The organism is Natrinema zhouii (genome assembly GCF_013456555.2).
In the GTDB taxonomy this organism is placed as follows: Archaea; Halobacteriota; Halobacteria; order Halobacteriales; family Natrialbaceae; genus Natrinema; species Natrinema zhouii.
The window spans coordinates 33,088-59,672 of record NZ_CP084884.1 but is presented as its reverse complement, the minus strand read 5'-3'; the positions used below and the strand labels follow the sequence as shown (position 1 = coordinate 59,672).

Below are 26,585 nucleotides of genomic sequence, written 5' to 3'. Positions count from 1 at the left end.
CCGTTCGAAGGCGCTTATCGCTTTTCGAGCGGAACGAACTTGCGGTTTTCTGGGCCGACATAGCGCGCTCGAGGTCGAATGAGCCGATTATCGTCGTACTGCTCAAGCACGTGAGCGATCCAGCCGCCGACACGAGAGATGGCGAAGATCGGCGTATACATGTCGATCAGGATTCCCATCTGATAGTACGTGGACGCAGAGTAGAAATCCACGTTGGGAGCTAACCCCTTCTCTTCGGCCAAATATTGCTCGATGGCGGTACTCATCTCGTACCACTTTGTATCTCCGGCAGCCTTCCCGAGAGATTCAGATCGTTCGCTAAGGATTTTCGCGCGTGGATCCGTAACGGAGTAGACGCGGTGGCCGAAGCCGGGAATACGACGACCCTCGTCAATCGCAGTTTCGATCCATTTGAGCGGATCTGATCCGGAACGGTCGACATCTTCGAGCATCTCCATAACGTCCTGATTGGCACCCCCGTGTAGGCTTCCGCTCAAGGTGCCGATGGCGCTCGTGAGAGCTGCGCGGAGGTCGGCGAGCGTGCTCGCAGTAACCATTGCGGAGAACGTCGACGCGTTCAGACCGTGGTCGGCGTGGAGGACCAGCGCCTGATCGAAAGTCTCGCTCACCACCTCATTGGGGACCTCGTTGTTGAGCATGTACAGGAAATTCTCCGCGTGTCCGAGGTCCTCTCGCGGCGGGACTAACTGGTCGCCGCGGCGAGCCCGTTCGAAGGCCGCGACGATCGTCGGCATTTTCGCCGTGATCCATCGCCCTTTCCGTAGATTTGCCTCGCGATCAGTCATATCAGCGTCGGAGTCCGATTCCGAGAGTGCGGAGACGACCGTGCGCAAGGCGGCCATCGGTTCTTCGTCTGCGGCCGCGAGCGCTCGCGTTATCTCGAGGATAGTATCGTCGACCTCGCGATCGGCCGCCATTGCCTCGGTAAATTCGGCCAGCTCCGTTTGATCGGGGAGGGTACCGTACCAGAGCAGGTAAAGCACTTCCTCGTAGCTAGCGCCACGAGCAAGATCCTCGATGGCGTACCCTCGATAGCTCAACCGACCGGCGTCGCCGTTGATCGTGCTAAGTTGCGACTCCGAAACTACGACTCCCTCAAGACCACGTTTCACTACATCTGCCATAGTGAGGTGTTTTCACACACTTCGAAAAAGGTTACTATCGGAGGGTTCGGTTCGGGCCCAATTTAGTAGAATAAATGCGATTGCCGTAGTCAAACTATCAATCACGGTTATTATTCTTCGCATATTCCTATGTGGTGGTGACTAACACAGTCTCTAACGGGACGGTACGGAAAACTGAACCTGGGAACTGTATTCGATATCTCGTCGTCGTACTGTTCCTTATCACCGTCTCTCCGAAACTACTATCGAGATTGATCGTGCAGACAGCGGGCGGACTCGGCGGAGATCAGTTTATTACTCTACTATCTATGCAGGGGAATCCGGCGGCACTGATAGGCGCTGCGGGATACATTCGGAAAGCTCAATCAGTCGTAGAAACCGAGCGCGAACGCATGCGTACGGAACGAGACGCGTTTTACGATTTCGCCGAGGAAGTGCGAGCGCTGAGCGTATCAGATGGTTTCTCGCAATCAAACCAAACGCTGCTGATGAAGGGAGGAACTGTCGGAACCAGAGTAAAACCCGTCCGAGATCGCTATCGAGAAACGGTGATGGCGGTCCCCCATTACGACGAGGACTATGGCGAACCTCTTCGCGAAAATATGGCTGCAGAGTTTAACCGAGACATCGCTACAGTTGTAGTAGACGATCAACCGTTTTCTACGCAGTTGAAGCGATTACTGGTCCAGCAGGCACGCACCGCTGCTCGGCGACGCGAGGAGTTGCTTCGAAGTCTCTCTCGGGAGCAAGAATCGTTAGCTGATGCGTCCGAGCGACTGCAGGATATCGAGGATTCGTTCGACCAAAATTCTACACTAGAGTGGCATTCTTTTTTGCAGTTAGTCTCGTCTGATAAGACCCTACAAAGGAATATCGACGCCTGCGAACAACTCGTAGCGGATCGACAGCGGAGCCTTCACAGCAACCGAGTCGGATCCGACCAATTGTTGCAGCGGTATCTTTACGATCATCTCGGGTTCAGTTTCCCTGTGTTGAACGCGGCTCTCGACTTGATTCGAGGCTTTGTTGAATCGCTGTAAGGCGGTGGATTTCACGGTTTGATGGCACGCTTGATGTTGTAGACGACACACATCAGGGTGACTTCACGGAACTCTCGATACCAGTTACGCGCTCGCACGGCGTAGCCGAGCGAGCGCTTGACAGTTGAGTTGACGGTTTCGGTTATTGACCGCTGAGCGTACCGACCTTCGTCAATACGAGCATTGTGTGCGTGATCCATCCGTGTTCGGTTAAGGAGCGAAACCGACAGACGCCAGCGTCTTGACGAGGTTATCTTCAGAAACCGCGTAGAGAGAGGTTGTGAAACCCGAACTCTCTCCAACACTCATACGCCGTCGGTTGACTTCCCTCTTTCCTGCAGCCCTCATCGAAGGTATCGCGCGCGAGCGCGATGCCGTCGAACGTCACCGGAAAATCGACATCACGATGCTCGTCTGGTCGCTCATCTTGGGATTCGCCGTGGACGGCGAAACCCGCTCTATCGCCGCGTTTCAGCGGGCCTATCAGACTGCGACTAACCAAACCGTGGCCCGCTCCAGCTTCTACGACCGATTTACGCCGGAGTTCTGTGACCTCCTGAGCGACCTCCTCGCGCACGCGCTCGAGGAGGTCGCGGTTCCCCACACTATCGCACCGCAACTCACCCAGTTCCGTGACACGATGATCGCCGATGCAACCGTGTTCAGGTTGCATCGGCTCCTTACAGCGTTTCCAGCGACTCACGAAGATCAATCCGGAGCGCAGTTGTACCTCGTCTACAACGTGACCAAGCGGACACTCGCACAGTTCGATCTCACCGACGAACGAACCCACGAAAGCAGCCAGTTTCGTACCGGAAACTGGCTGCGTGGGCGGCTATTTCTGTTCGATCTGGGGTTCTACAGTTACCGGCGGTTTGCGTTGATCGACGAGAACGATGGCTACTTTGTGAGCCGGTTGAAAGCGAACGCCAACCCACGAATCGTAGGCGAGCGACGGAAATGGCGCGGGCGCGCCATTTCCTTGACTGGAACCCATCTCCAAGACCAGCTCTCGAAGCTCACGCGGAAGCACATCGATGTGACCGGTGAATTCGAGTTCAAGCGCCGAAAGTATGGGAAGCGGCGGTCACGAGCCACCATTGAGTTTCGCGTCGTCGGTGTCCGCAACGAGGACACCGACGACTACCACCTCTACGTGACGAACCTCCCGGATGAGTTCACCCCGGAGCAAGTAGCAGCGCTCTACAGCCTGCGATGGAAGGTTGAGTTGCTGTTCCGGGAGTTGAAGTCACGGTACGGGCTAGAGAAGTTCGAGACAGGTGATGAAGCGATTGCAGAGTTGCTTGTGACGGCGGCTCTGCTGACGCTTGTGGTCAGCAGAGCCTTGTTAGCGATGTTCCAGGAGATTGAACCAGACGTTGAGTATCCAGAAGAACGCTGGGCGACCGACCGAAAGGTCGTCGCCCAGCCAGTTCTTGCAGATCTCGCACTTGCTCTCGGCCATCCACCACCGAACCTTCCTGAACTGGTACGTCGTGAGGCTCGCCAACCAGAGAGATCACGCCTCACCTTGAACAAACGAGTGGCTCAAGCCTTCAACACGGAGGTATGGCCTTAACCGAACACAGATGGTCCGGTCGGGAAAACAGGCCACTCCTCGGTCGGTGGATCAAGGAGTCCGAGCCATCGCTCGAGGACATCATGAACGCTCTCGGGGAACGGTGCGGTTTCATAGTCTCGTGACTTCCCATAGACCTCTATCGACCGCTCTTCGAAATCGACGTCAGACCAGCGGAGGCCATCACGTTTCTCGTCCTTTGGATCCGAGAATAGTTCTGCTCCACGCGCCCCCGTTCCATCGAGCATGACGACGATCGCTCTATCGCGGAATGCAGTCTCTCGATCAACCCGGATGGTTCCTTCGAGCGCCATGTCGACGCGCTTGGTGACGTAGTTGATGAGCTGCTCGCGCTCGTCTTCTGACCAGTACTGCGTTTTCCGCTTCCCGTCGTCCTCAGGAAGAGGATCCATCGCCTCGGTCGTGTCCGCTGGGTTCGTCTCGAGGAGTTGGTCTCGAACACACCAGGACAGGAAAGCACGGACGTACGCGAAGTACGTCTGTGCCGTCGACGCCGAGATCTCCTCGTCGATCTTGGTTCGGTCATATAGGTCCTCGCTGTATCGCCGGATGTGCGCCGGCTCGAGATCTCCAATGTCCTTGAGGCCGAGGTCACGTCGGCAAAACTCGGCAAACCCCATAAGCGGCGAGCGCATCGTAGTCCGTGACCCTTCCGCTTGGATCTTGTAGGTGAGGTAGCGTTCGATCGCGTCTTGGACGGTCTTCCCCTTGGAGTTAGCCCGTCTCTCGCTGGGAGTAGACATTCGTATGTGGGGTACAGTATCGACCCTCGTAAAGTCCCTTGGTTAAACTGGTATTTAGACAAGTGGAATAAATGGGACCTAATTCGCTTGTTTTTGGTATGCTCGAGTGGTCTACGGTAGAGTATCGTATTCTATAAAGTGTAGAGTGCTACATCTTCTTGCGGCGACAGAAGTTGAGCCTATAGGCCACTTATCGGGCTAATATGCGTGATTTTGACTGGAGCAGTGACCACGAACGAACTCAGAGCGACCTTCTAATGTCCATTCTTGTTGCACGGGCAACTATTTTGAGATCGATCTTCTGTAGGAGATTGTTGATACCGTTCAGCTGCTGTTCTCGAACCAAAGAGGGCAAGGACACCGCTAGCGCGGTGTCCGACACGAATGATTCCGTTAAATGTGTTCAGTTCGGAATCACTCGCAGCGGACCTGCTGGAACAGGTTCGCTGGCGTGACGGCGTCGAATGCCCTCGCTGCCATTCTGACCTATAGTGCTTAAGCAAAGAGATGTAGGCGACGACCGGGAAAGAGTGGTATGTCTGGAGCCCGCCGCAAAGAGACCGTCCTCACTAATGTGTCGGACGATCTCGACCGACTCCTTGCGGAGTCTACTGATGAGAAACTGACTGAGCGGCTGGTCTTTCTCAAACGTGTCTACAAGGGGGCAACGTTGGAGGACGCTGCCGACGATGTCGGCAGGTCCTCTGCAACGGGAACTCGGTGAGCTCGTCGCTGGAATAAGGGTGGGCTCAGACTGCTGATGCCGAACTTCGGGGACGGCAGGCCCCCGAAGCTCAACGAGGATCAACAAGGGAATCTGCTTGAACTACTCCGTGACGGCCAACCCTAGAAAAAACAAGAGATACAGCACCTCATCAACGAAGAATTCGACGTTAAGTTCTATCCCGTCTATCTCACTGTTTTCCTTGAGAAGCTCGGTCTTTCTTAAGAAATTCCGCGGACAAAACGTCCGTCACGGCCAGAGAACGCCGAAGAGATTCTCGACGAACGCGTCGCGGACGCGTTCGACGAGGGTTCCGATGATATTCCCCACAACCATCCGTCTTTAGTTAGGAGACGAATCGCGTGACAGCGGTGGCTTATCGAGGTATGTTTGCGGAAGGAACGAGGAGGCGGTAAGTGTGCAACAAGAGGCCACCACATCTCGAATTATGCGTCGGCTCACTACACTGTTTCCCTCCGAGTTCCTCGAAGAGCACGCCGAGGAACTCGACGTGGTCGAACGCGACCGCAAGCTCCAGATTCCTGCCTTCGTCTGGGCATTCGTGTTCGGCTTCGCCGCAGGTGAGAGCCGAACACTCACTGGGTTCAGACGGAGCTACAACGCTACAGCGGATGAAACGATCTCTCCTGGCGGATTCTATCAGCGACTGACGCCCTCGCTCGCGGAGTATCTCCGCGACTTCGTCGAGGTCGCGCTCGACAAGGTCGCTGTCCCGGATACAGTTGATGCAGATTTCGACCGGTTCCGTGACGTGATGGTCGCTGACGGGACGATCCTGCGGTTACATCGGTTTCTCGCTGATGCGTACGAACTACGGAAAGGGAAGCAGGGTGGAGCGCGGCTCCACCTGCTCCACAACGTCACCGATCAGACAATCGACCGGTTCAGCGTCACTGACGAAAAAGCACACGACAGCACAGAGTTTGACACAGGTTCGTGGCTCAAAGACCGGTTAGTACTGTTCGATCAAGCGTACTTCAAGTACCGCCGTTTCGCACTGATTGACGAGAATGACAGCTACTTCGTGAGTCGGCTCAAATCAAACGTGAATCCGGAGATAACCAGAGAATTACGGGAATGGCGTGGCGACGCTATTCCCTTGGAAGGTGAGAAGATCCACGACGTGGTTGATGACCTCTATCGGCAGTATATCGATGTCGAGGTCGAAGCAGAATTCCAGCGCAGAGAGTATGCAGGGACGCAGTCGTGGGACACGAAGACGTTCCGTGTCGTCGGCGTCCGCAACGAGGACGCCGACGACTATCATCTATATATCACGAATCTCCCGCGAGAAGAGTTCTTACCAGCAGATCTAGCGACGATCTACCGCTGCAGATGGGAGGTTGAGTTGTTATTCTGCGAACTCAAGACGCAATACTCGTTGGACGAGTTTACCATGAGCAAGAAGCACGTCGTTGAGATACTGCTGTACGCGGCGTTGCTGTCACTGCTATAGTAGACATTAGAAGTAATTGCTCACTCTAGGAATAAAGAGTTGGTCAAGAGCGGTGTCGATTGCTATTGTGAGTTCAGTAAGTGAATCAAAGAACCGATTGCTAAGATCGGCTTGGAGTTGTCTCCAGCACTCCTCGACTGGATTGAGTTCAGGAGAGTACGCCGGTAACGTGACAAAGGCGAGGTCGTCGCGGACCGCTAAGTCCGTGACTGCCGACGCCTGGAAGTACGGCGCACCATCTAGCACGATAATCAAATTGTCTTCGAACTCTTTGCATAACGCGAGAATGAAATGTCTTGCGTGTTCGGCGGTGACATACTCTTCGAACCGGGAGAAAAAGCGATCACCGTCCTCGGTGATCGCGCCCAACAAACACGTCCAGTCGCGTTGTCCAGACAATTCGACGGACGGCCGCGTGCCGCGCGGAAACCACGCGGCACGCGGCTCAACTTGCACAGATTTCTTGGTTTGATCGATACAGACTACTGTGGCGTCCATCTCCCGCTGCTTTTTTTGAGTTCCTCGCGGAACGTTTCTTCCTCCTCAGCATCTGCTTCAGCGGCTGTACGGCGTGGTTTTTGATAGCTCAATCCCGCTTCTTTGAGCAACCGCCGGCAGCTCGGGATTGAGTACTCGACATTGTAGGTTTCGTTGAGATACTGCTGGACGAGCGCCGGCGTCCACGCCGGCGCGTCAACTCCAACGTTCGCTGGTGATTCGTGGACAGTTTCTTCGAATTCTTTTTGCTCTTTTTCCGAGAGCTTTCGTTTTCTCCCAGATCTATGAGCATCAGTAACGGCCTGCTCAAGCGACTCGTCAGTGTCGAGTCGCTTGAGCCAACTGTAGATTGTTCGTCGGCCAGTGTCGTGCCACTCTGCTAGTTCGGTCTGTGTCACACCGTTTTTGTACGCAATTGCTGCTAGTAACCGCTGTGTCGGCTTGTTTCTCTCGACGTTGTCGAGAGCATCTTGAAGTTCTTCGACAGAGATTTCGTCGAGATGGTCCATTAGTATACGTAACATTCCTTGGGCGGAAAGTTCTAACGGTTACTATAGTGAGCGCGGTTTGAGAAGTGAGCAGGTCGTAGAGTTGGTTTGGAATGATGCTCGCAGACCTGCTCACTTCTCAAACTGGCCTAACTAGACACTGCCTGGCAAACGAGCAATCAACTATTGATAGTTTGGAGATACGACTCAACTTCCTCGGACTCAAGGACGCTCGCATACTTCATCCACATGTCCAACAGGGCGATCTTATGGCTCGCCTCAATGCGATCAAACAAGCACTCTTGTGGAAGCGCGACGTCGAAGCCACGCTGCTGAGCGTCGACGACTGTCGCACGGACACAACCACTCGTTGAGTTCCCAACAACGATGAGTGTATCGATATCACGACGAATTAGTTGGGACAACAAGTCAGTTCCGTAGAAAGCACTTGCATGGGACTTGTTAATAATGGGATCACCAGGTTCAGGAGCAACAGGGTCAACAATAGCTAGATCCTCATGGTCGGGATCATCGTAGGATGGCGGGACGAGTCGTGTATACGCAACGGGGATATCGTGGTCGCGGGCAGTCGAGAGAAATGGAGCAATCCGATCGATTGCATCCCAGGCAATCTCTCCCATTGCTGTTCGATGTGACTCAACGGCATTTAGGATCGGTTCGTCTTCGCCAACGATCAGTCGTTGCATATCAATGACGAGTACCAAGGGACTGTCGCCAAGTTCTCGTGTTTCCCAGGAAGATGCACCACCTTGGTCGTAACCGGCCTTGGATATCACTTGTTCGTCTTCCTCCGTGAGGAGGTCTTTCCACACATACTCTGTCATTTGAAGAGTCTATTCTATTGTTTGGAATTGTCCCTAATAGACCTGTTCCTCGCTTCTATGGATCGCGGCTTGAGAAATGGAGCGGACAGCAACCTGATCAACTGGTAACTGAACCAAATTATAAGCCCAGCCAGTGAGAACCTTGTTCCTAGTCGCAAATTCTTTGCAAGGTGGCCTTGTTCACTCTATATGGTTCAGTTAGTATCAAAACACATGTCATCGAATCTTGTCAGCGATCTGGCCGAAGCAGATTCATGGGCAAGGAGAGGGCCAATGAACAAATGACCCAGCGAATTGGCGTCCTCTTCGGTCGCGCTGACGACTCTGAACTCATTCGTATTGCAGAAGCTCTCAACTATGAGAGCGTCTGGGCGGCTGAAGGACAGGGACGGACGGCCTTCGGCAAACTCGAACGCTGGGCAACTGTCACTGAGAAGATCGGCCTAGCGACTGGCATCGTGAACGTTTTCTCCCGGTCGCCAGCAACGCTTGCACAGGCGATTGCCACTCTAGATGACCATTCGAACGGGCGCGCAATTCTCGGTCTTGGGGTTGCTCATCCCGGTGTTGTTGAAGAGTTTCACGGTGTGCAGTTCAACCAGCCGCTGGATCGCATGGCTGAGTACGTAGAGCTTGTTCGGCGGTACCTCCGAGGCGACCCTGAAGGCTTCGAGGGCCAGTTCTTCACACCCAAACGACCACACTTTTGGGACGGCTTCAAGCCGGTGCGAGAGAGAGTACCCATCTATAACGCTGCGCTCGGCCCCGGAAACATACGGCTTACTGGTCAGGTAGCTGACGGCTGGCTCCCGAACCTGTTTCCACTGGAGAAACTTGACGAAGGACTATCTTGGCTTGAGACGGGTGCAGAACGAGCCGGCCGCGATGTTACTGACATTGACGTAGCGATGTATATTCTCGTATCGGTTGACGATGACCCCGAGGCTGCCTACGACCGCATCGCTCACCATGTTGCTGCCTATCTGCGAGATATTCCTGGCTTCTATGACCGGGTTGCTAGTGATGCTGGCTTTGAAGAGTCCGTCTCAGCAGCGAAGGCTGCCTCATCTACAGCCACCGCAGCAGATGCTCTCCCAAAACCATTTCTCGATCTCGTCGGCGTCGCAGGGTCACCAGAAACTGTCAGAAACGAACTTGGAGCAATCAGGGCTGCCGGTGTCGACCTCCCGATCGTGCGAGCGCCAATAGGAGCTAGTCTCACTGAGCAGCGCCGCCTCCTCCGAGTCTGTGCCCCCTAGACTTGACCGTGTCAGCCGTCAGGTCTGGTTGTGTGGATCTCTCTCTGTCTGTTACTGGATTCAACACCGAGTAATCTGACTCTCAATCGCTGATCAGCACTAGAAGTGGAAATAGCATAATCTATTTACCCTTACCATCAGTTCGTATATCTATGCCAGTCGATACAGTGATAACTGGTGGTAGAGTAGTTACAACGACCGATGTATCGATCCAAAGTATCGCTATCGACGACGGTGAAATTGTCGCTATCGGTGCCGAAGATTCCCTTCCCGAAGCTAACGAACGGATCAATGCCTCTGGAAAAATCGTCATGCCTGGCGTTGTTGACCCCCATGTCCACATTGACGAAGTACCTGAGAACCGCGCCGGCACGTACGAAGCAGAGAGCGCGGCGGCTGCATTAGGTGGTGTAACGACGTTCATCGACTTTTCTTTCCAAGGAAAAGATCGAGCAAACTCCGAACCCGGCGCACCACTGATCGAAGGAATCCGCCACAAACAGTCCAAAGGCGAGGATTCCTATGTCGACTTCAGTCTTCATAGTGTACTCCGCCGCGAAGACAGGGAAACATTTGATGAACTCGAGGCAGCCATCGACGCAGGCGTCACATCCTTCAAGATGTTCCGATCGACCTACGACATTGGTGTCGGTAATGGCTTCATTCATGAAGCCTTCCGTCATATCGCAGATCACGATGCTGTTGCGGCGCTCCACACCGAGGATCCCGCTGTCTGTAAGGCCATTACAGACCGAATGAAACGTGAGGGGAAGGGCAATGCAGTCCACTATCCAGATTCTCGCCCTGATTATGCTGAGGCAATGGCCGCCGAAGACGCAGTCAGGATGGCTATTGAGACCGGTGTCAAGTACTACGGCGTACATACCTCCTGTCAGAAGGCTGCTGCAGTTATTGACCAGTTCCAAGATGACGGGAGCTCTATCCGCGCGGAGACTTGCACACATTATACCATCTTTGATCGGTCCCGTCATGATGAACTGGGGAATTTCCCGCTAATTGCCCCACCGCTGCGGACCGCAGATGATGTTGAGGCAATGTTCAATTATTTAGATCGGGGAACGCTCTCTGTCGTCTCGACGGATCACTCCGTCTACTACAAGGAGTTTAAGAAGACTGATGATTGGTGGGACGCCCCCTTCGGTGCGACCGGTCTCCAGTTTAGTCTACCCGTCTTCCACGAGGTTGCAATCAACCGACGTGATTACTCATACCCCTTCCTCGTCCGAACAATGTGTACGAACCCAGCTCAGACCTTTGGAATGCCTCAGAAGGGAACTTTGGAACCTGGCACGGACGCTGACGTAGTCGTGTTTGATCCTGACCAGACGAAAACTATCTCCTCCGCTAATAAGAAATCGAACGACCCTGTTACAATTTATGAGGACGTCGAGGTGAATGGCACGGTCATGCATACATTCGTTCGCGGTAACCAGGTTGTCGCCGACGGTGAACTCGTCGCCAATCCTGGTACCGGCGAGTTTGTCAAACGGGAGATTCCTGATTGGAGTATCTGACTAAATAGACAGATATATTTTAATTTTCTTACTCCATTACAGTATTCGTCAGTACTCGTCTCAAAGAGTCGAAACCTCGAAGAATAGTGACTAAGCCCTGATGGCAATTCACTCAATGCCAAGGTAGACATCAAGCAGGCGATCCTTCTCAGAGAGTTCCTCTGGCGTGCCCTCGAATTTCAGTTCACCCTGGGCTAGGATGTAGATATAGTCGGCAATTCGGAGTGCGGCTTCGACATTCTGTTCAACCAAGACAACTTGTGAGCCGTTAGCGACCAGTTGTTCGACCATCTCAATTAGGTCGTCAACTAGCGCGGGAGAGAGTCCAGCGCTGGGTTCGTCCAGCAGATAGATATCTGCATCCAGGATTGTTGCCCGACCGAAACTTAGAAGCATCTGCTGTCCCCCAGAGAGGGACCCGGCCTTGGCATCTTGTTTTTCTTTAAGTAATGGCATTGAGTCATAGACGTCTTCAATGCGGGCAGCAACGACATCGCTATCGGCCAGAGAGTGGCCGCCAACTTTGAGGTTCTCTTCAACGGTCAACGACGGGAAGAGACCACCATCCTGTGGCAGGGTGACGATTCCATGCTCAACGATTTCGTAAGGTGCTAAGTCGGTGAGGTCCTCATCACCGAATCTGATCGTACCCGACCAAGTCGGAACGCTGCCATTCAGTGTATTAATTAGCGTTGATTTTCCGGAACCATTCGGGCCGAAGATGCACGTCACACCGTCGCGACTTTCCACACTCACGTCGTGAATAACAGTATGGTTTCCGTAGCCAGTAACGATGTTTTCACCTATAAAGTTCGCCGTGTCGCCCTCAGTCAGGTTACTGTGGAAACCTACGTTTTCTGAACTCATATCAAAGCCTCCATCCCGTCGGTGTCACTCCCAAGATAGGCTTCACGAACTTGGGGATCATTCTTGACCTCGTTGAAGGGGCCCTCTACAATGATCGATCCTTGGTCGAAAACAGTGACCGTGTCGGTGATTTCACTGATGACTTTCATATCATGCTCAATGATTATTAGTGTTGTTCCAGACTCATTAGCGTGGCCTAAGTACTCAAGGATCCGCTCTTGGAGAGCGGGGTTGACACCCGCAGTCGGTTCGTCGAGCATAATGCACTCGGGTTCAAGCATCAGGACCCGGCCAAGTTCAAGGAGTTTCTGCTGTCCGCCGCTGAGATCTCCGGCTTTCGTCTCCCGCTCGTGTTCAATCTCTAGTAACTCGAGGATCTCATCAGCCCGCTCGCGTTTCCACTCTGGAATCCGAAAACCCGGAGTATAGGCTGCGAGCAAGTTCTTATAGACGTTCATATCCTCCAGCGGAGAAGTGATCTGAAAGGTTCTGCATAGCCCCTCCTGGGTGACCTCAGCTGGCGAAAGCCCGGTGATGTCGGTTCCATCGAAGTTAATTGTCCCCGCGTCAGGTTCGTGGAACCCGGTGATAACGTTGAACAGCGTTGACTTGCCGGCACCATTCGGGCCGATGATTCCGCGAATTTCTCCGCGTTCGACCGACAGATCGACTCTGTCGTTCGCAGTAATGGCTCCGAACCGCTTGGTTAGATCTGACGTTTCCAGCAGCATTGACTTACTATATCATTCCATCTCCCAAAAATGTTCGCCATCGTTCCGTACAGGAGATTGGATCAATTCCCGTTGGCTATGACTCAGGAATAGCAAGCTGACAGATCGTCTTCGGACTGGTGTTTGCTGGGTTCCTTGCGGCCTGCCAAAGGGCAGCTGCACCATCGCTGCCAAGCGTGGGTTCAACAAGCCAATTATACTTGGCACGTATGTCGGTCTCGTCAAAGGGGTTGTCCATACCGCCCGCAGCCTGCTGGACGTACTCCGTCAACTCATCGCCATCTTCGGAGATGACCGTAACCTTCGCACCTCGCTGTTGGGGAACACGGGCTGTTAACTCGTCTGTGGCGACGACAGAAACGCGGTCAGCGAGGTCAAATGTTTCTTCGTTGAGAGCCCCGGCCGTGAAGGCCTGTTTTCCGGAGTGACCGTGGACGAGAACAGTCGCGACGGCGAAGGGAATAGAGAATTTTGCCTGGAGCGGGTTTCGTGGTCGGCTTGAGGTAAGTTGTGCCGCCGTCTCGTAGGTCTCGACTCGGATTGAATCCACGTCAGTTAGGTCGAAATCGTGGCGCTCATCAAGTGTTATCATGGCGTCAATCGGTGCATGCGTATACCGACAAGCCGCGTGGCGCTTAAAGTAGCCACGCTCAATCTCCCAGTGATCCCCGAGACGGTCGGTGATAGGTGCGGCGTCGAAGTCCTGACTGACGCGGCTGAGGTGACGTTGGATTCCGTTTTCAAGGCCGGTAAATCCCGCCTCAGCCTGATTAAGGACCAACAGTCCTGCGAGGTTGCTCGCGCCCGCATACGTATTCCGGACGGTCGCTCCCTCAAGGGCTGTCTCGAAGCGTGTATGGAGGGCGTGGTTAGCAGCCATTCGGATTGCATCTGCTGTCGTCTGAATGTCGAGTCCCCGGTAGGATGCAAGGCTAGCAGCCGTCCCCACAGTTCCCCATAGTCCGTGCATATGATAGCTTTTATCGAGTGGGACGCAAGCTCGGGCGATTCGGGTCGCTACCTCGTAGCCAGCAATAAAGGCCGTCACGAACGCCTCGTTGGCTCCCCCAGTAATCTCAGCCTCAGCGAGGACGGCTGGGAGGACGTGGATTGCCGGATGTCCAGCAGCGAACTTATGGCCTTCGTCGAGTTCGAGTGCTGTCCCGCCCGTTGCGTTGACCATCGCTGCGTGGCTTGAGGCTGCCGATTGGCAAGTTCCCAGGATAGTTGCGTCTCCCGGATTGGAGTTGCTCTCGAGGTCGGCCAACCGGGCGACATTAGGCAACGTATTGCCACCGATAATTGCACTAATAGTGTCCGCGACGACAAGTCCGCTTCGGTCACGAACCTGCGCAGGTATCGCCTCGTACTCGAGGTTTGTTACGAATTGCGCGAGGGTGACCGTTGGGTCACTATTGGTCATCGGATTCCTCCAGAGCTGAACCAGTGTTGAGGGTACGAGATAACCATGTCCAAACCGTCTGGAATCGCTTGGGCCAGTAGACTATTCCACGCGGACTGTAAAGGACAATGAAGATGATTGCTAACCCGTAGATGATCCGGTCGAATCCAGCGATATTTCCAAATGTCTGTCGTATTATCTCGCTGAACGGGAATACTACGATAGCACCCACAATCGGGCCAGCGATGGTTCCCAGTCCGCCGATGACCGCTGGTAAGAGAATCTCTAAGTTCCGGTCCATTTGGAAGATGGACTGAGGCGTAACCGTGATGTAGAACATCGACCAGAATGTGCCGACAATAGCCGTCAGAAAGGCACTTGTTCCGATTGCAAATATCTTGTATCGGAAAACGGGGATCCCTAGACTTTGGGCTGCCTTCTCATCTTCTTTGATCGCGAAAAGATAGACGCCAATGGCAGAGTTCTTAATTGCCCAAGCTACGACGGTCACAATGACTAGGAACACGAGGATAAGATAAAAGTACGGAAGTTGTCCATTCCACTGGAAGGCCAGAAGCCCTGACCCACTTGCATATTCTTGAGCGAAAGGCCGGAAAAGCCCTTGTGATCCGCCAAATTCGGTCATATTACGCGCTAAGGCCCAGAACAGGAGCGCGAACGCTAACGTAGTGAGTGCGAAATAGTGCCCCTGCAGGTCAAACCGAAAGGTGATATAACCGATAGATATCCCAATGAGTGCAGCGAATGTCGCTGCAACCAGCATGCCGATCCAAGGATTAATCCCGTAGTCAATCAGCAGTTTCAGGTTAATGTAGACGCCGATACCGAAGAACGTTGCATGCCCGAACGAGAAGTAACCGGTAAATCCGGTCATGATATTCCATGCTTGGCTCATAGTCGCGAACATTAGTGTTACAATCAAGATTTCAATACTGAAGAAATCTGCCAGTGAGACGCCGAGAATAGACAGGTCAAGCAGAAGCGGTAGCACCGCAATGAGACTGAAGCCAACGATGGCTTTGACCATCGGCATGTACCACTGACCAGCAAAGCGGCGATACCAACTCTGGAATGGTATCTCCAGCGAGTTACGGTTACTCATTGGTCACCTCACTACCAAACAGGCCTTCTGGTTTCACTAGGAGGACAACGATAAATATCATCATGATGACGATATCGTAGCTCGACCCATGCATGTAGAACGCCGAGAAATTATGAACTATACCTATTATGAATCCACCGGCGAGGGCGCCGTATAACGATCCCAGACCCCCAAGGACGACGATAACGAATGCTAACGCTAAGTACTGTTCTGTCCCGACGAATGGATCAAACAGTCGAAAGAGAGCAACCGCACCGCCAGCAAGGCCAGCAAGCCCCGCGCCTAGACCAAATGTTAGCGAGTTAATCCGGGGTACGTTGATTCCAACGAACTGGGCGTCCTCGCGACTGTCGGCTGTTGCTCGAATTGCCCGACCTAAGCGAGTTCGATAGAGGAACAGCCACACAGCAACAACAGCAGTCACTGCTAGCAGGAGCGCTACGAGCTGGATATGTGGAATCCCGGCCCCAAGCACCTCCGATCGACCCAAAGAGATATCTAGGGACCTCGGATCCGGCTGGAAGACGATCTGAAGCACAGATTCAATAATCAATGCAGCGGCGAATGTCACGAGCAAGTGGCTCTGTGCCTCCCTGTCGATGATTGGTTCAATGAGGGCTACATGCGTCACCATGCCGAGCAGGAAGACGACACCGGTAGCCAGCGGTATTGCGATAAATGGAGAGATTCCGGCGTTGCTCGACACCCACCAGACAACGTACATGGCAACGGCCATATAGGCACCGTGGGCGAAATTAATCACGTCCATAACGCCAAAGATAATCGTCATCCCGAGCGCTGCAAGCGCATAGACCCCACCCAGTAAGACCCCAAATATCAGCAACTGCAACAAAACGGGATCAAGTGCCACAACGTCTGTGATAAGGTTCTGTATGGGTTCTACCATCCGGTTCAAGAAGCCGGATTGGAGGAGTACCCCACCAGCTGTATCCACGAATCCCTGGTCGAAAGTGCGAACGATCATGTTTCCGGGTAGATGTGAATTGGGAACAAACAAAATACTTTCCCTGTTGAGGTACCTGCTCTTCGACGGAGATTTACCAACCTGACACCAACACTATCTACGTCAATGTATCCGTAACGACTTTTACCGCGGATCTACCACTTTCGGTCGAGATGGAGGTTAATCAGGAGCGACTCCGCCACGATTTGGAGCGTAACGCAGAGTTCGGGGCAATAGATGTCAAAGACGGCCATGGTCGAACCGTACTGACAGGCTCTGAGGCAGACAAACATGTACGTTCGTACCTTCATGAGCGGATGGAAATGGCAGACATGGATGTCCGAGTCGATGCAGTCGGAAATATCTGTGGTCGGTGGGTGGCAGAGAGCGCAAATCCCAATGCAGCGCCAGTTGCCGCTGGGAGCCACCTTGATTCCGTTCCCGAGGGTGGAATATTCGATGGTCCGCTAGGAGTCTACGGTGCCCTAGAAGCCGTCCGGGCGATCCAGAAAAGTCGCATCAAGCCTGATCGACCTATCGAGGTAGTTGCGTTTACCGAAGAGGAAGGCGGCCGATTTGACGTAGGCTTACTTGGGTCGTCTGTCGCTTGTGGGCTGCGAGACGAAACGGAGGTACTCGCTCTCGAAGATGACAACGGCGTAAGCCTTGCTGAATATCTCGATCGAATCGGGTATCGTGGTAGCGAGACAATCAATCCAGAAGACTGGGAAGCTTTCTTTGAACTCCACATTGAGCAAGGAAGACGCCTTGAGAAAGCGGATGTTGCAGCGGGCGTTGTCACCGCGATCAATGGGCTGACCAACTGCGAGGTTGAAATCGTTGGCGACGCTGATCATGCCTCGACTGCAATGGATGAGCGAACAGATGCCATGGCTGCCGCCAGTGAGTTCGTCCTAGACGTTGAGGAGGCCGCGACCGAACTCGCACGGACTACCCACGAAACGGCCGTAGGAACAGTAGGCTCGTTGATAAATGAACCCAATGCTCGAAATGTCGTGCCAAAATGTGTAAGAATCCGGACTGATTTTCGGGCCGTCGAACATCACGTGATGGACAAGCTGGTCGCCCAGGCACGCAGGAGCCTTACCAGGCTTGAGAGCGAACGCGGTATCGAAACGTCGCTTGATCGGTACCGAGACCAAGCGCCTACACCCATGTCTGACCACTGTCGAGACGCACTCCACGGTGGCGCCGAAGCCGCTCGTATCGAGACAATTAACCTCCACTCTGGAGGGGGTCACGACACGATAAATGTTGCTGAACTAACAGACGCGGCGCTATTGTTCGCTCCTAGTGAAAACGGCATCTCACACAATCCACTGGAGTGGACTGACTGGGAAGACTGTGCGACAGCGACCCAAGTTCTCGCTGAAGGTCTCGCAACTATAGCTAAGTAATCAGCATCGCTCGTAACACGGACTGTCTCAATACAGATGGATCACTTTCACTCGTTCCGGCAGGATAGTCCAGCAGCACTCGCCGCTGGCTCAGACGGTTCAGACACTACTACAACCATGATCGATCAAATCAAGCTCTCAATGATCGAACACCTGTTGAGGAGGTACTGAACTAGCAGTACCTTTTGACATGGTTTCGGTCGCTATAGTTGACCACACAAGTTGTGGCGAATGAGGGTAGTCTGATAACCCTAGCATTGATGAGAGACCATCTGTCTTTAGTTAGGAGACAGATCGCGTGACAGTGGCGACTTATCGAGGCTACTTTTCGAAAGGAGTGAGGAGGCAACGGCTGTGCACACCAAAACCTCCTCATCTCGGATTATGCGTCGGCTCACTACACTGTTTCCCTCCGAGTTCCTCGAAGAGCACGCTGAGGAACTCAGCGTGGTCGAACGCGACCGCAAACTCCAGATTCCTGCCTTCGTCTGGGCATTCGTGTTCGGCTTCGCCGCAGGCGAGAGCCGAACACTCGCTGGCTTCAGACACAGCTACAACTCCACAGCCGACGAGACAATCTCTCCCGGCGGGTTCTATCACCGGTTGACACCGTCTCTTGCAGAGTACTTCCGCGACCTCGTCGAGGCCGTGCTCGACGAGGTCGCTGTCCCTGACACCAGTAACGCCGACATCGACCGATTCAGGGACGTGATGATCGCTGATGGAACTGTCCTGCGGTTGCACGAATTTCTCTCCGAGGAATACGAAGCCCGGAAAGAGGAGCAGGCTGGAGCAAGGCTCCACCTGCACCACAATGCCACTGAGCAGACGATAGAACGGCTCAACGTTGCTAACGAGAAAACGCACGACAGCACGTTGTTTAACACAGGATCGTGGCTCGAAGACCGGCTCGTTCTTTTCGATTGAGCCTACTTTAAGTACCGCCGCTTTGCGTTGATCGATGAGAACAACGGCTACTTTGTGAGTCGGCTGAAAGAGAGTGCAAACCCGGTCGTAACGGGGGAATTACGGGAATGGCGCGGCCGCGCCATTCCCTTAGAAGGTGAGCAGATCCACGATGTTGTGGATGATCTGCACCGCAAGTACATCGACGTGGAAGTCGAAGTAGCATTTGACCGAAGACCATACGGAGGAACGCAATCATGCGATACGAAGCGGTTCCGCGTCGTTGGCGTCCGCAAGGAGGACGCCGACGACTACCACCTAGATATCACAAATCTGCCGAGAGACGAGTTCCTACCGTCAGATCTAGCCACGATCTATCGCTGTCGGTGGGAGGTAGAGTTGTTGTTCCGTGAGTTGAAGACGCAGTATGAACTGGACGAGTTCGACACGACGAAGAAGCATGTTGTCGAAATTCTGCTGTACGCGGCGTTGCTGTCACTGCTGGTAAGTCGTGATTTGCTTGATCTGGTCACCGAACAGGCGGACGATGAGATCGTGTTTCCGCCAGAACGCTGGGCGGCGACCTTCCGGTCGCACGCTCAGCTCATCCTTCACGAACTCGGCGAGTGTCTTGGCTACTCACCGCCACCGCTGCTCGATCGACTGATCGAAGACGCACAGAAGATCCACCAGCACCGACCAGTGTTACAAGAGACGCTCGTTACCGCCACACAACCGGTGTGAGTCTTAGCTAAAGACGAATGGATGAGGGACTTTGTCTCGTCGAGTTTATGTTCCTCAGTAAAAATGTAGGAACGCCGCCGCGGGGTCAATCCCGCGGCGGCTGAACACGTCGATTTCCAGCAGGAACTGCAATTGTGTGTCGATCGTAGCGTACAACTATTTTCCTCGCCATCGACCTCGATCTATTTCTCATTGACCGCGACTTGCGATAACTCCACCGTCCTCAGAACGCAGAGTGTTCTGATAGGCACCACGAGAACTCCGCTCTCGTGGACATCAGCGGGTTGCTCTGAGCGTCTGCTAACATGTGTATCCAGTTCCAAATTGTGCCGTGAAAACGGTTAACACTGAGTAATTCGACCAATTCAACAAATTCTCAAACCGATAGTCCTATCGAATAGAGTCACATCCAGAACACTGTTGGTACGCGTTCGTTCTCCTCAATTTCATCAAAATCTACGACTAAGGTTTTTCAAGTAGGTTTGGAGGTGAGATTAACACCACTCACTACGACCTGCTCGCTTCTCAAACACCCTCAGACAGTGCTAATAGAATCTATAGATGTTGTTCCTCCAAACGGTTACAAAATACCAGACATCCCAAAATTTATATATAGGGCAGACCATTTTCTTTTCGTATGGTAGAAGATAACACTTCTGGGCTTCGTGGCCCTAGCTACAGCAGACGGCGATACATTAAGTATGGTGGAGTCGCTACGGCAGTTAGTCTCGCTGGCTGTGTGGGTGACAGCGGATCTGGTGAGGAATTTGTCATTGGATCAAATCATCCACTATCAGGATCGCTCTCTTACACTGGCGAGACGATGACTCAGGCCATAGAACTAGCCGCACAACAAAAAAACGAAGAAGGCGGCATTGAAGCATTAGACGGTGCGGAGGTTTCGGTGCTTCAGGGAGACAATGAGGGAGCTCAGGAAATGGCTGGACAAGTAACCCAGCAACTTATCAACGACGGTGCTGACGTCGTGACGGGTTGTTTCAACTCTGATTCTACAATCGCTGCCTCCGCAACAGCCGAACAGGCACAGGTCCCATTTGTCGTGTCCGTCGCGGCGACTGACCAGGTTCTAAAGGGTCGCGATATGAACTATGTCTATCGGCTCCAGCCAACTACATACCACTTTGCCCGTGACTGGGCTCGGTACTACCCAGAGCTAATTCGGAATGCCGGATACGAGATTGAAACCTACGGGCACTACTATATCGACAACGCTTACGGGGCGGAGATCAACGAATACCTTGAGAATGAGTTCGGCCCCGAGAACGACCTCGAAATGGTTGAATCTACTGCGATCACCCTTGACCAGAACGATGCGAACGCGCAGGTGGCACGCCTCCGAGAAGCAGATCCAGACTGTATTTGTCTGTCTGGGTACGAACAGGACGCAGCGATGTTTTTCGATGCACTTGAGAACCTCAACTGGCGACCGACTTGGTTGAGTGGATCGGCTAGTACACCACTTGTCAATCCTGATGCTATCGAGAACATCGGTGAGCCCGCCGAGGGGATTATGGACGCGAATTATGCTTTGAACCCTGCCAATGACTTTACAGACCAGTTCCGCCAAGAGTACTCCGACTTCGCCGACCGCTCGGCAACGCCGGAGGCAGGACTCGCTTGGGCAGCCTGTCAGGTGATCTTCGACGCAGTAGAGCGAGCAGGGACAAAAGATTCCGACGCCTTGAACGACGCCATCGCAGAGACCCAGATGGACAGCGATGAGACGCCTCTTGCACTTGAAGGTATTGAGTTCGAGGACAACGGCGAGAACGCTCACGCGTTAGCCGCGATTAACCAAGTTCGGGATGGCGATGTTAAGGTTGTTTACCCCGAGGACTACCAAGAAGTCGAACCAGTTGTCGAACCCAACGAAACGTAACGTCACTAGGAAAGTCGACGAACTCAGATGTGTTTATTCTCCACTGAATATCCTATTTGATGATTCCAATCCATATAGGTATTAAAAACCACCTATTTATATTAGTATATATATATATTGTTTCGATTTAGCTACTCACGTCTCCCAGAATACTTGATCGAATGAATCGTTACCTCACCAAATAACATCTAGTATCCCCATAATTAGCAGTAATATCTGATGTAGGGTTTTGTCATTTATTTATCCTATTCTGCGCAACGTTTCACAGAGTGGACCCCAAGTTCATTCGTCCGACACAGGCTTTATAGTAGTAAGCCGCGTCCTCAACTACTATGGACCAAGATCCTAACGTCCTTCGGTGTACGGAAACCTCGTTTGCTATCCTTGAGCAGATAAAGAAGTTAGAGACGGTCACTCTCTCCATGCTTGAAGAGACACTCGATCGACCTAAGAGTACGATCCATCGTCATCTCTCCACTCTTCAGAAGCTTGGATATGTCTCCGAGTCGGACGGTGCATATCGGTTGAGTCTACGGTTTCTTGATCTCGCTGAAAACGCTCGCACCGAGTATCCACTGTACTCTGTGCTCAAACCGGAAGTAGGCGATCTGGTCGAAGAGACGGGGGAACGAGCACAAGTTATGGTTGAAGAGAACAACCGAGGTATCTACATCTACCAAACCGAAGGTGAGCAGGCAATCACAACTGACTCTCACCTAGGGAAGGAAGTATATCTGCATACAGTTGCTTCTGGAAAGGCATACCTCGCTGCGCTCTCGAACGACCGTATTGAGAAGATTTTGGATGCTGAGGGACTCCCAGCAGTTACTGAGAATACCATAAGTGAGCGGGAAGTCCTCTTTGAAGAAATCGAACGAATCCGTGAACGTGGATACGCCTTCAATGACGAAGAGGAAATGCACGGGATCAGGGCTGTCGGTGCCGCGATTTGTCTTGACGACGGCACCCCAATTGGGGCAGTGAGTCTCGCTGCGCCAAAAACACGATTTCAGGGTAAGCAGTATCGCGAAACCTACCCAGACCTCGTTAGCGACATCGCTACGATATTAGGCGTGAAGGCAACCTACAAGTAGCATTCCGTAGAGCAGAATTATAATTCTAATCTATGGAATCAGAGACAGAATCCTAGCACCTGTTTGACCACCACAGATTCTTTTACAGCCATACTATTGTAATATACTTATTATCTTGATCTAGTAGTGTGATCTGTCCTAACGATGGTACCTGATTGGTTGAGTATAACTGATCGACAAGCACTATTACGCAGAGCAGAATTATAATTCTATTCTCTGGAATAGAGAACCTCTTCCTCCCGGAACAGCGGTAGCATCGCTGGAAAGATAATTCGAGCCCCCATCAAGAGGAGCCATCCCCGGGCGACGCTGAGCAGGATCTATCCTCGTCCCCCCTGGCGCAGTTCGCGGAAATCGTCTGTACGGTACCTAGACGGCCGCGAACCCAGGATCGACCGTACATGCTCAGAAGCGGATCCACCGTCTCACGGACTCGATCGGTGAATGCGGTATCACGGAACTCTCCATTCAGTAGTCGCGATCGAACGCCGGTTCCCGGCCCTCGATGACGGCGTCGACGGCCTCCGTATGCTCCGGATCGTTCACGCACTTCCACTGAGCCTCGAGCGCGGCCTGGGTGTAGTCCTCGAAGCTCTGGCTCGTGTCGATGAGCTGTTTGGTGTTCTGCATGGCGAGCGCCGGTTTGTCGCGGAGTTCGTTCGCGAGGTCCCTGGCGCGCTCGACGACGTCGCCGTCGGTGGCGGTCTCGACGCTCAGACCGAGAACCTCAGCCTCGTCGGCATCGATGTCGCGACCGGTCAGAATGAGTTCCTTAGCCTTGCTCTCACCGACGAGTCGCGGTAACAGCCACGCGCCTCCGTCGCCGGGGACCAGACCGATATTCACGAACTACTGGCGGAGGAAGGCGTCGTCGTCCATGACTCGCATGTCGCACGCGAGCGCGAAGTCACAACCGGCACCGACCGCCGGCCCGTTGACCGCCGCGATTGTTGGCTTCTGTCCGAAGTAGAGGAGGCGATCAACGTTCTGTACCAGCCAGAGGTGCGAGCCGTACAGGTGTTTCTTCTCTCGATCGTCGCGGCCGTCCATCGAGGTCACGTCCGCACCACTGCAGAACCCTCGGCCATGCCCCGAGAGCAGGACGACGTACACGTCGTCGTCCGTCATCGCATCCTGTAACGCCTCGTTGAGTTCTAGCAGTGTCTCCTCGTCGAAAGCGTTCATGATGTTAGGGCGGTCGATGAAGACCTCCGCACGGCCGTCTACGATATCGTAGTCGATCTTATTGTACGGCATTATCACACACGGGGATGGGAGTCCTTATGAAAATTGCCGTTCCGTTCGTCGAGACGGACGCGACTGCCTACGGTCGGCCGCCCGTTACAGCCACGTCGCGATCGTCAGTCAGTGGTGGTCGCACCCCCGTTGACGTCCGGTCCGCAACGGTTGCGGTCGGTCAGTCGTCGGCCTGCAGTCGCGCGATCTCCTCTACGGAGTAACCGGCGAGCTCCGTGAGCACCTCTTCCGTGTGCTCGCCGAGTTCGGGAGCGGGTTCGACCTCCGGACTCTCGCTCCCGGAGAACTTGATCGGCATCCCGGGGATAGGGATCTCGTCGCGACCTTCGCTTTGGTTCGGCACGTAGTTGAGCATCTCGCGGTGCTTGAGGTGGGGATCGTCGACGATCTCCTCGACCGTCTGGACCGGTGCGCAGGGGATGTCCCGCTCGAGGAGCGTCTCGACGACCGCGTCTTTCTCTTTCCCCTCCATCCAGTCCTCAATCGCACCGTCGATCAGATCCATGTGCTGGGCGCGTTTGTACTTCGAGCCGAACCGATCATCCCCAACCATGTCCTCGCGGCCGATAAGCCGCGCGAGGCTCTCCCACTGGTGTTTGCTGATACAGATGACAGCGACGTACCCGTTCTCGACCTCGTAGACGTTGTATGGGGAGATTGCGAGGCCAGAGTGTTTATTTCCCGTTCGCGGTGGCGCGTCGTTCTGGGAGACCCACGACGAAACCGGTGAGGCGAGCGTCGGATAGAGGCAGTCGAACATCCCCACTTCGACGTACTGGCCCTCGCCGGTAAACTCCCGTTCGAAGAGCGCGGCCACAACACCGACGGCGAGGTGAATCCCGCCGAAGAAGTCGGCGATCGCCGGCCCAGCTTTGACCGGTTTCTGATCGGGGAAGCCGGTCGTGTGGATCGCGCCGCTCATCGCCTGAACAGTCAGGTCCATCGCGGGGTAGTCAGCGTACGGGCCGTCGTCGCCGTATCCGGATCCATGAGCGTAGACGAGTTCAGGGTTTACCTCGTTCAGATCGTCGTAGCCCAGCCCGAGAGAGTCCATCGTCCCGGTCGAGTAGTTCTCGATGACGACGTCAGCCTTCTCGGCCAGCCGATGGAGAGCCTCTTTTCCCTCTTCGGACTTGAAGTCGAGCGTTATATCGCGCTTGTTCGGATTGAGGTACTGGTACTGGGGGGGTTGCCGTCTTCGGTGCGCGTTCGGATGTTCTCGCCCCACGGTGGCTCGACCTTGATAACGTCAGCACCAAGGTAGGAGAGGATTGTTCCGCAATATGGCCCCTGGTAAATCTGACCGAGATCTAGTACTCTGACTCCACTAAGCGGTTGGCGCATACCTGGTATAGGCCGGCCCGGGGTCAAAAAAGTATCTACCCGATGCCCGGACGGGACTCAGTCAAGTCCGTACTTCTTCAGTTCGCTGGCGATCGCGTTCCGCTGGACCTCAACCGTCCCGCCGGCGATCTTCCACCCACGCACCCACCGGTAGAGGTACTCGATCGGCGAATCCTTCATGTAGCCGTTCGCACCGTGGATCTGCATTGACTCGTCGACCACTTCCTGGCCGACCTCGTTGGCCTTCACTTTCGCCATCGAGGTCTCCAGTCGCGAGGGATCGCTCTCGCGGGCATTAGCGGCCGCACGGTAGATCAGTAGCCGGGAGGCGTCGAGTTCCATCGCCATATCGGCTAACTTCCACTCGATCCCCTGGAAGTCGGCGACCGGCTGATCGAACTGTTCCCGGTTCTTCGCGTAGTCGAGGGCCTTGTCGAACGCATTGAGACCGCAGGCGACGCACATCATGGCGTTGTGGCACCGCTCGACGTTGAACTCGATCAGCAGCCGCTTGAACGCGTCCTTCTCGTGGACTAATACCTGGTCTTCGTGGACGGTGCAGTCATCGAAGTACAGCTGGTGTTGGACGTGGCCGGCCATGTTGACCGAGCCGTCGTCAAGCGTGAGGCCATCAGTGTCCTTGTCGACGACGATCGCACCGATGTTGTCGTCCGGGAACCGCGCGTAAACGAGGAACGCGTCGCACTGGGCCGCCTTGGTTACCCACATCTTGCTGCCGTTTAGGATAAGTTCGTCACCGTCGCGCTCGACACTCGTCTGCATGTTGCTAGCGTCGGATCCCGCCTCAGCTTCCGAGATTGCGACGGAGATGATTGAGTTCCCGTCGCAGACGGCCGAGAGGTACTTCTCCTTGAGATACTCGCTTCCCAGTTCCGCGATCGCCCGCGGCGGTCCCATTGATGATCGCGAGAGGATGTGTGCGGTGTCGGGGCAGACGCGTCCGACTGCCTCCTGCGCGATGAGAACTTCGACGACTGAGTAGCCGCCGCCGCCGTACTCCATCGGTAAACCGATCCCGAGAAGGTCCTGTTCCGCCAGAATCTTCTGATTCTCGTACGGGAACTCGTCCTCCCAAGTGAACGCCTTCTCCGCGAATTGGTCTGTCGCGATGTCGATTGCTGCCTGGTATATCAACTCCTGTTCATCGGATCGTCGAAAGTCCATGTTCAGAAGGTCGGATGGATTCCATTTGAGTGTTTGGGTACTGCGACCTTGGTTTGCTCAGGATTTACCAGTACGGATCCTTACTACGGGCGGAAGTATTTTTCCAGGGATGGCGTTCGAGGTATCAGCAAATCAGGGTCGATATGAATCGAATGTGCGCAAATACTGAATATTAGCCGCTAATATGATTGGTAGTTATCGTGCTGTACGAATAATCCGTATCACCAAGTTTTTGCTCTGCCGAAGCACGGAACCGGATCATACCATTGCTAATATCTGTCACATGTAAGGCTAAA

At 53.9% G+C, this 26,585-nt stretch carries 17 protein-coding genes and 8 pseudogenes; 12 read left to right on the top strand and 13 right to left on the bottom strand.

Translation table 11 applies throughout. From position 1 onward, the window contains the following. Window positions 1–14 precede the first annotated feature (14 nt). Window positions 15–1,145, bottom strand: coding sequence for a citrate synthase (citZ, locus tag HYG81_RS42680; RefSeq protein WP_226778446.1), 1,131 nt, complete (start codon window positions 1,143–1,145; stop codon window positions 15–17). A gap of 137 nt (window positions 1,146–1,282) precedes the next feature. Between citZ and HYG81_RS42675 the strand changes: the two genes are divergently transcribed. After that, window positions 1,283–2,185, top strand: a complete 903-nt coding sequence (locus HYG81_RS42675) for a DUF7260 family protein (RefSeq protein WP_226778445.1) — start codon at window positions 1,283–1,285, stop codon at window positions 2,183–2,185. A gap of 11 nt (window positions 2,186–2,196) precedes the next feature. Here the strand turns inward: HYG81_RS42675 and HYG81_RS42670 are convergent. Continuing rightward, window positions 2,197–2,382 (bottom strand): annotated as a pseudogene (locus HYG81_RS42670) (IS5/IS1182 family transposase); the annotation flags it as partial. An 83-nt stretch (window positions 2,383–2,465) separates the two neighbouring features. Here HYG81_RS42670 and HYG81_RS42665 point away from each other — a divergent pair. Beyond that, complete coding sequence (locus HYG81_RS42665; protein WP_226778444.1) at window positions 2,466–3,764, top strand: IS4 family transposase; 1,299 nt, start codon at window positions 2,466–2,468, stop codon at window positions 3,762–3,764. Here the strand turns inward: HYG81_RS42665 and HYG81_RS42660 are convergent. Beyond that, entirely contained in the window at window positions 3,761–4,528 is a 768-nt protein-coding gene (locus tag HYG81_RS42660; RefSeq protein ID WP_226778443.1) for a tyrosine-type recombinase/integrase, read from the bottom strand. The genes HYG81_RS42665 and HYG81_RS42660 overlap by 4 nt on opposite strands. 384 nt (window positions 4,529–4,912) lie before the next feature. On the opposite strand from HYG81_RS42660, the pseudogene HYG81_RS42655 reads away from it, so the two are divergent. From HYG81_RS42655 to HYG81_RS42645, 3 pseudogenes are all read left to right on the top strand, one after another. Next, window positions 4,913–5,014, top strand: a pseudogene (locus HYG81_RS42655) (transposase); the annotation flags it as partial. A gap of 49 nt (window positions 5,015–5,063) precedes the next feature. Next, a pseudogene (locus HYG81_RS42650) lies at window positions 5,064–5,585 on the top strand (helix-turn-helix domain-containing protein); the annotation flags it as partial. A gap of 115 nt (window positions 5,586–5,700) precedes the next feature. Next, window positions 5,701–6,726, top strand: a pseudogene (locus HYG81_RS42645) (IS4 family transposase); the annotation flags it as partial. A gap of 9 nt (window positions 6,727–6,735) precedes the next feature. Here the strand turns inward: HYG81_RS42645 and HYG81_RS42640 are convergent. Further along, window positions 6,736–7,736, bottom strand: a protein-coding gene (locus HYG81_RS42640) for an IS630 family transposase (protein WP_226778442.1) whose coding sequence is annotated in 2 segments (ribosomal slippage) — window positions 6,736–7,244 and window positions 7,244–7,736 — 1,002 coding nt in all. Because the reading frame shifts where the segments join, the coding sequence is not laid out codon by codon here. A gap of 158 nt (window positions 7,737–7,894) precedes the next feature. Then, window positions 7,895–8,560 carry an isochorismatase family protein gene (locus HYG81_RS42635; protein ID WP_226778441.1) on the bottom strand — a complete coding sequence of 222 codons (666 nt, stop codon included), beginning with the start codon at window positions 8,558–8,560 and terminating at the stop codon, window positions 7,895–7,897. A gap of 281 nt (window positions 8,561–8,841) precedes the next feature. Between HYG81_RS42635 and HYG81_RS42630 the strand changes: the two genes are divergently transcribed. Together HYG81_RS42630 and HYG81_RS42625 are read left to right on the top strand one after the other, a co-directional pair. After that, window positions 8,842–9,819 carry an LLM class flavin-dependent oxidoreductase gene (locus tag HYG81_RS42630; RefSeq protein WP_226778440.1) on the top strand — a complete coding sequence of 326 codons (978 nt, stop codon included), beginning with the start codon at window positions 8,842–8,844 and terminating at the stop codon, window positions 9,817–9,819. Between the two features lie 152 nt (window positions 9,820–9,971). After that, entirely contained in the window at window positions 9,972–11,354 is a 1,383-nt protein-coding gene (locus tag HYG81_RS42625) for a dihydroorotase (protein ID WP_226778439.1), read from the top strand. Between the two features lie 108 nt (window positions 11,355–11,462). On the opposite strand, the gene HYG81_RS42620 is transcribed toward HYG81_RS42625, so the two are convergent. From HYG81_RS42620 to HYG81_RS42600, 5 genes are all read right to left on the bottom strand, one after another. Then, window positions 11,463–12,221 (bottom strand): ABC transporter ATP-binding protein, encoded by a 759-nt coding sequence (locus HYG81_RS42620; protein ID WP_226778438.1) that lies wholly within the window; start codon window positions 12,219–12,221, stop codon window positions 11,463–11,465. Next, a complete protein-coding gene (locus HYG81_RS42615; protein ID WP_226778437.1) occupies window positions 12,218–12,952 on the bottom strand; it encodes an ABC transporter ATP-binding protein in 735 nt (244 codons plus the stop codon). The genes HYG81_RS42620 and HYG81_RS42615 overlap by 4 nt, the downstream gene beginning before the upstream one ends. 76 nt (window positions 12,953–13,028) lie before the next feature. Further along, complete coding sequence (locus HYG81_RS42610; RefSeq protein WP_226778436.1) at window positions 13,029–14,375, bottom strand: MmgE/PrpD family protein; 1,347 nt, start codon at window positions 14,373–14,375, stop codon at window positions 13,029–13,031. Beyond that, on the bottom strand, window positions 14,365–15,477 hold the full coding sequence (locus HYG81_RS42605) for a branched-chain amino acid ABC transporter permease (RefSeq protein ID WP_226778435.1): 1,113 nt from the start codon (window positions 15,475–15,477) through the stop codon (window positions 14,365–14,367). Before HYG81_RS42605 ends, HYG81_RS42610 begins: the two co-directional genes overlap by 11 nt. Next, window positions 15,470–16,462, bottom strand: a complete 993-nt coding sequence (locus HYG81_RS42600; RefSeq protein ID WP_226778434.1) for a branched-chain amino acid ABC transporter permease — start codon at window positions 16,460–16,462, stop codon at window positions 15,470–15,472. Before HYG81_RS42600 ends, HYG81_RS42605 begins: the two co-directional genes overlap by 8 nt. A 152-nt stretch (window positions 16,463–16,614) precedes the next feature. On the opposite strand from HYG81_RS42600, the gene HYG81_RS42595 reads away from it, so the two are divergent. From HYG81_RS42595 to HYG81_RS42570, 5 genes and pseudogenes are all read left to right on the top strand, one after another. Then, window positions 16,615–17,859, top strand: a complete 1,245-nt coding sequence (locus HYG81_RS42595) for a Zn-dependent hydrolase (protein ID WP_226778433.1) — start codon at window positions 16,615–16,617, stop codon at window positions 17,857–17,859. Window positions 17,860–17,877: 18 nt separating this feature from the next. Continuing rightward, window positions 17,878–18,035, top strand: a pseudogene (locus HYG81_RS42590) (IS6 family transposase); the annotation flags it as partial. A 208-nt stretch (window positions 18,036–18,243) separates the two neighbouring features. Next, window positions 18,244–19,509 (top strand): annotated as a pseudogene (locus tag HYG81_RS42585) (IS4 family transposase). 637 nt (window positions 19,510–20,146) lie between these two features. Beyond that, on the top strand, window positions 20,147–21,409 hold the full coding sequence (locus HYG81_RS42575; protein WP_226778432.1) for an ABC transporter substrate-binding protein: 1,263 nt from the start codon (window positions 20,147–20,149) through the stop codon (window positions 21,407–21,409). Between the two features lie 332 nt (window positions 21,410–21,741). Next, window positions 21,742–22,503, top strand: a complete 762-nt coding sequence (locus HYG81_RS42570) for an IclR family transcriptional regulator (protein WP_226778431.1) — start codon at window positions 21,742–21,744, stop codon at window positions 22,501–22,503. A 468-nt stretch (window positions 22,504–22,971) separates the two neighbouring features. Here HYG81_RS42570 and HYG81_RS42565 read toward each other — a convergent pair. The 3 genes and pseudogenes from HYG81_RS42565 to HYG81_RS42555 form a co-directional block, all read right to left on the bottom strand. Further along, window positions 22,972–23,760 (bottom strand): annotated as a pseudogene (locus HYG81_RS42565) (enoyl-CoA hydratase/isomerase family protein). 160 nt (window positions 23,761–23,920) lie between these two features. Next, window positions 23,921–25,104: pseudogene (locus tag HYG81_RS42560) on the bottom strand (CaiB/BaiF CoA transferase family protein). 57 nt (window positions 25,105–25,161) lie between these two features. Next, on the bottom strand, window positions 25,162–26,289 hold the full coding sequence (locus HYG81_RS42555; RefSeq protein WP_226778430.1) for an acyl-CoA dehydrogenase family protein: 1,128 nt from the start codon (window positions 26,287–26,289) through the stop codon (window positions 25,162–25,164). Window positions 26,290–26,585: the final 296 nt, after the last annotated feature.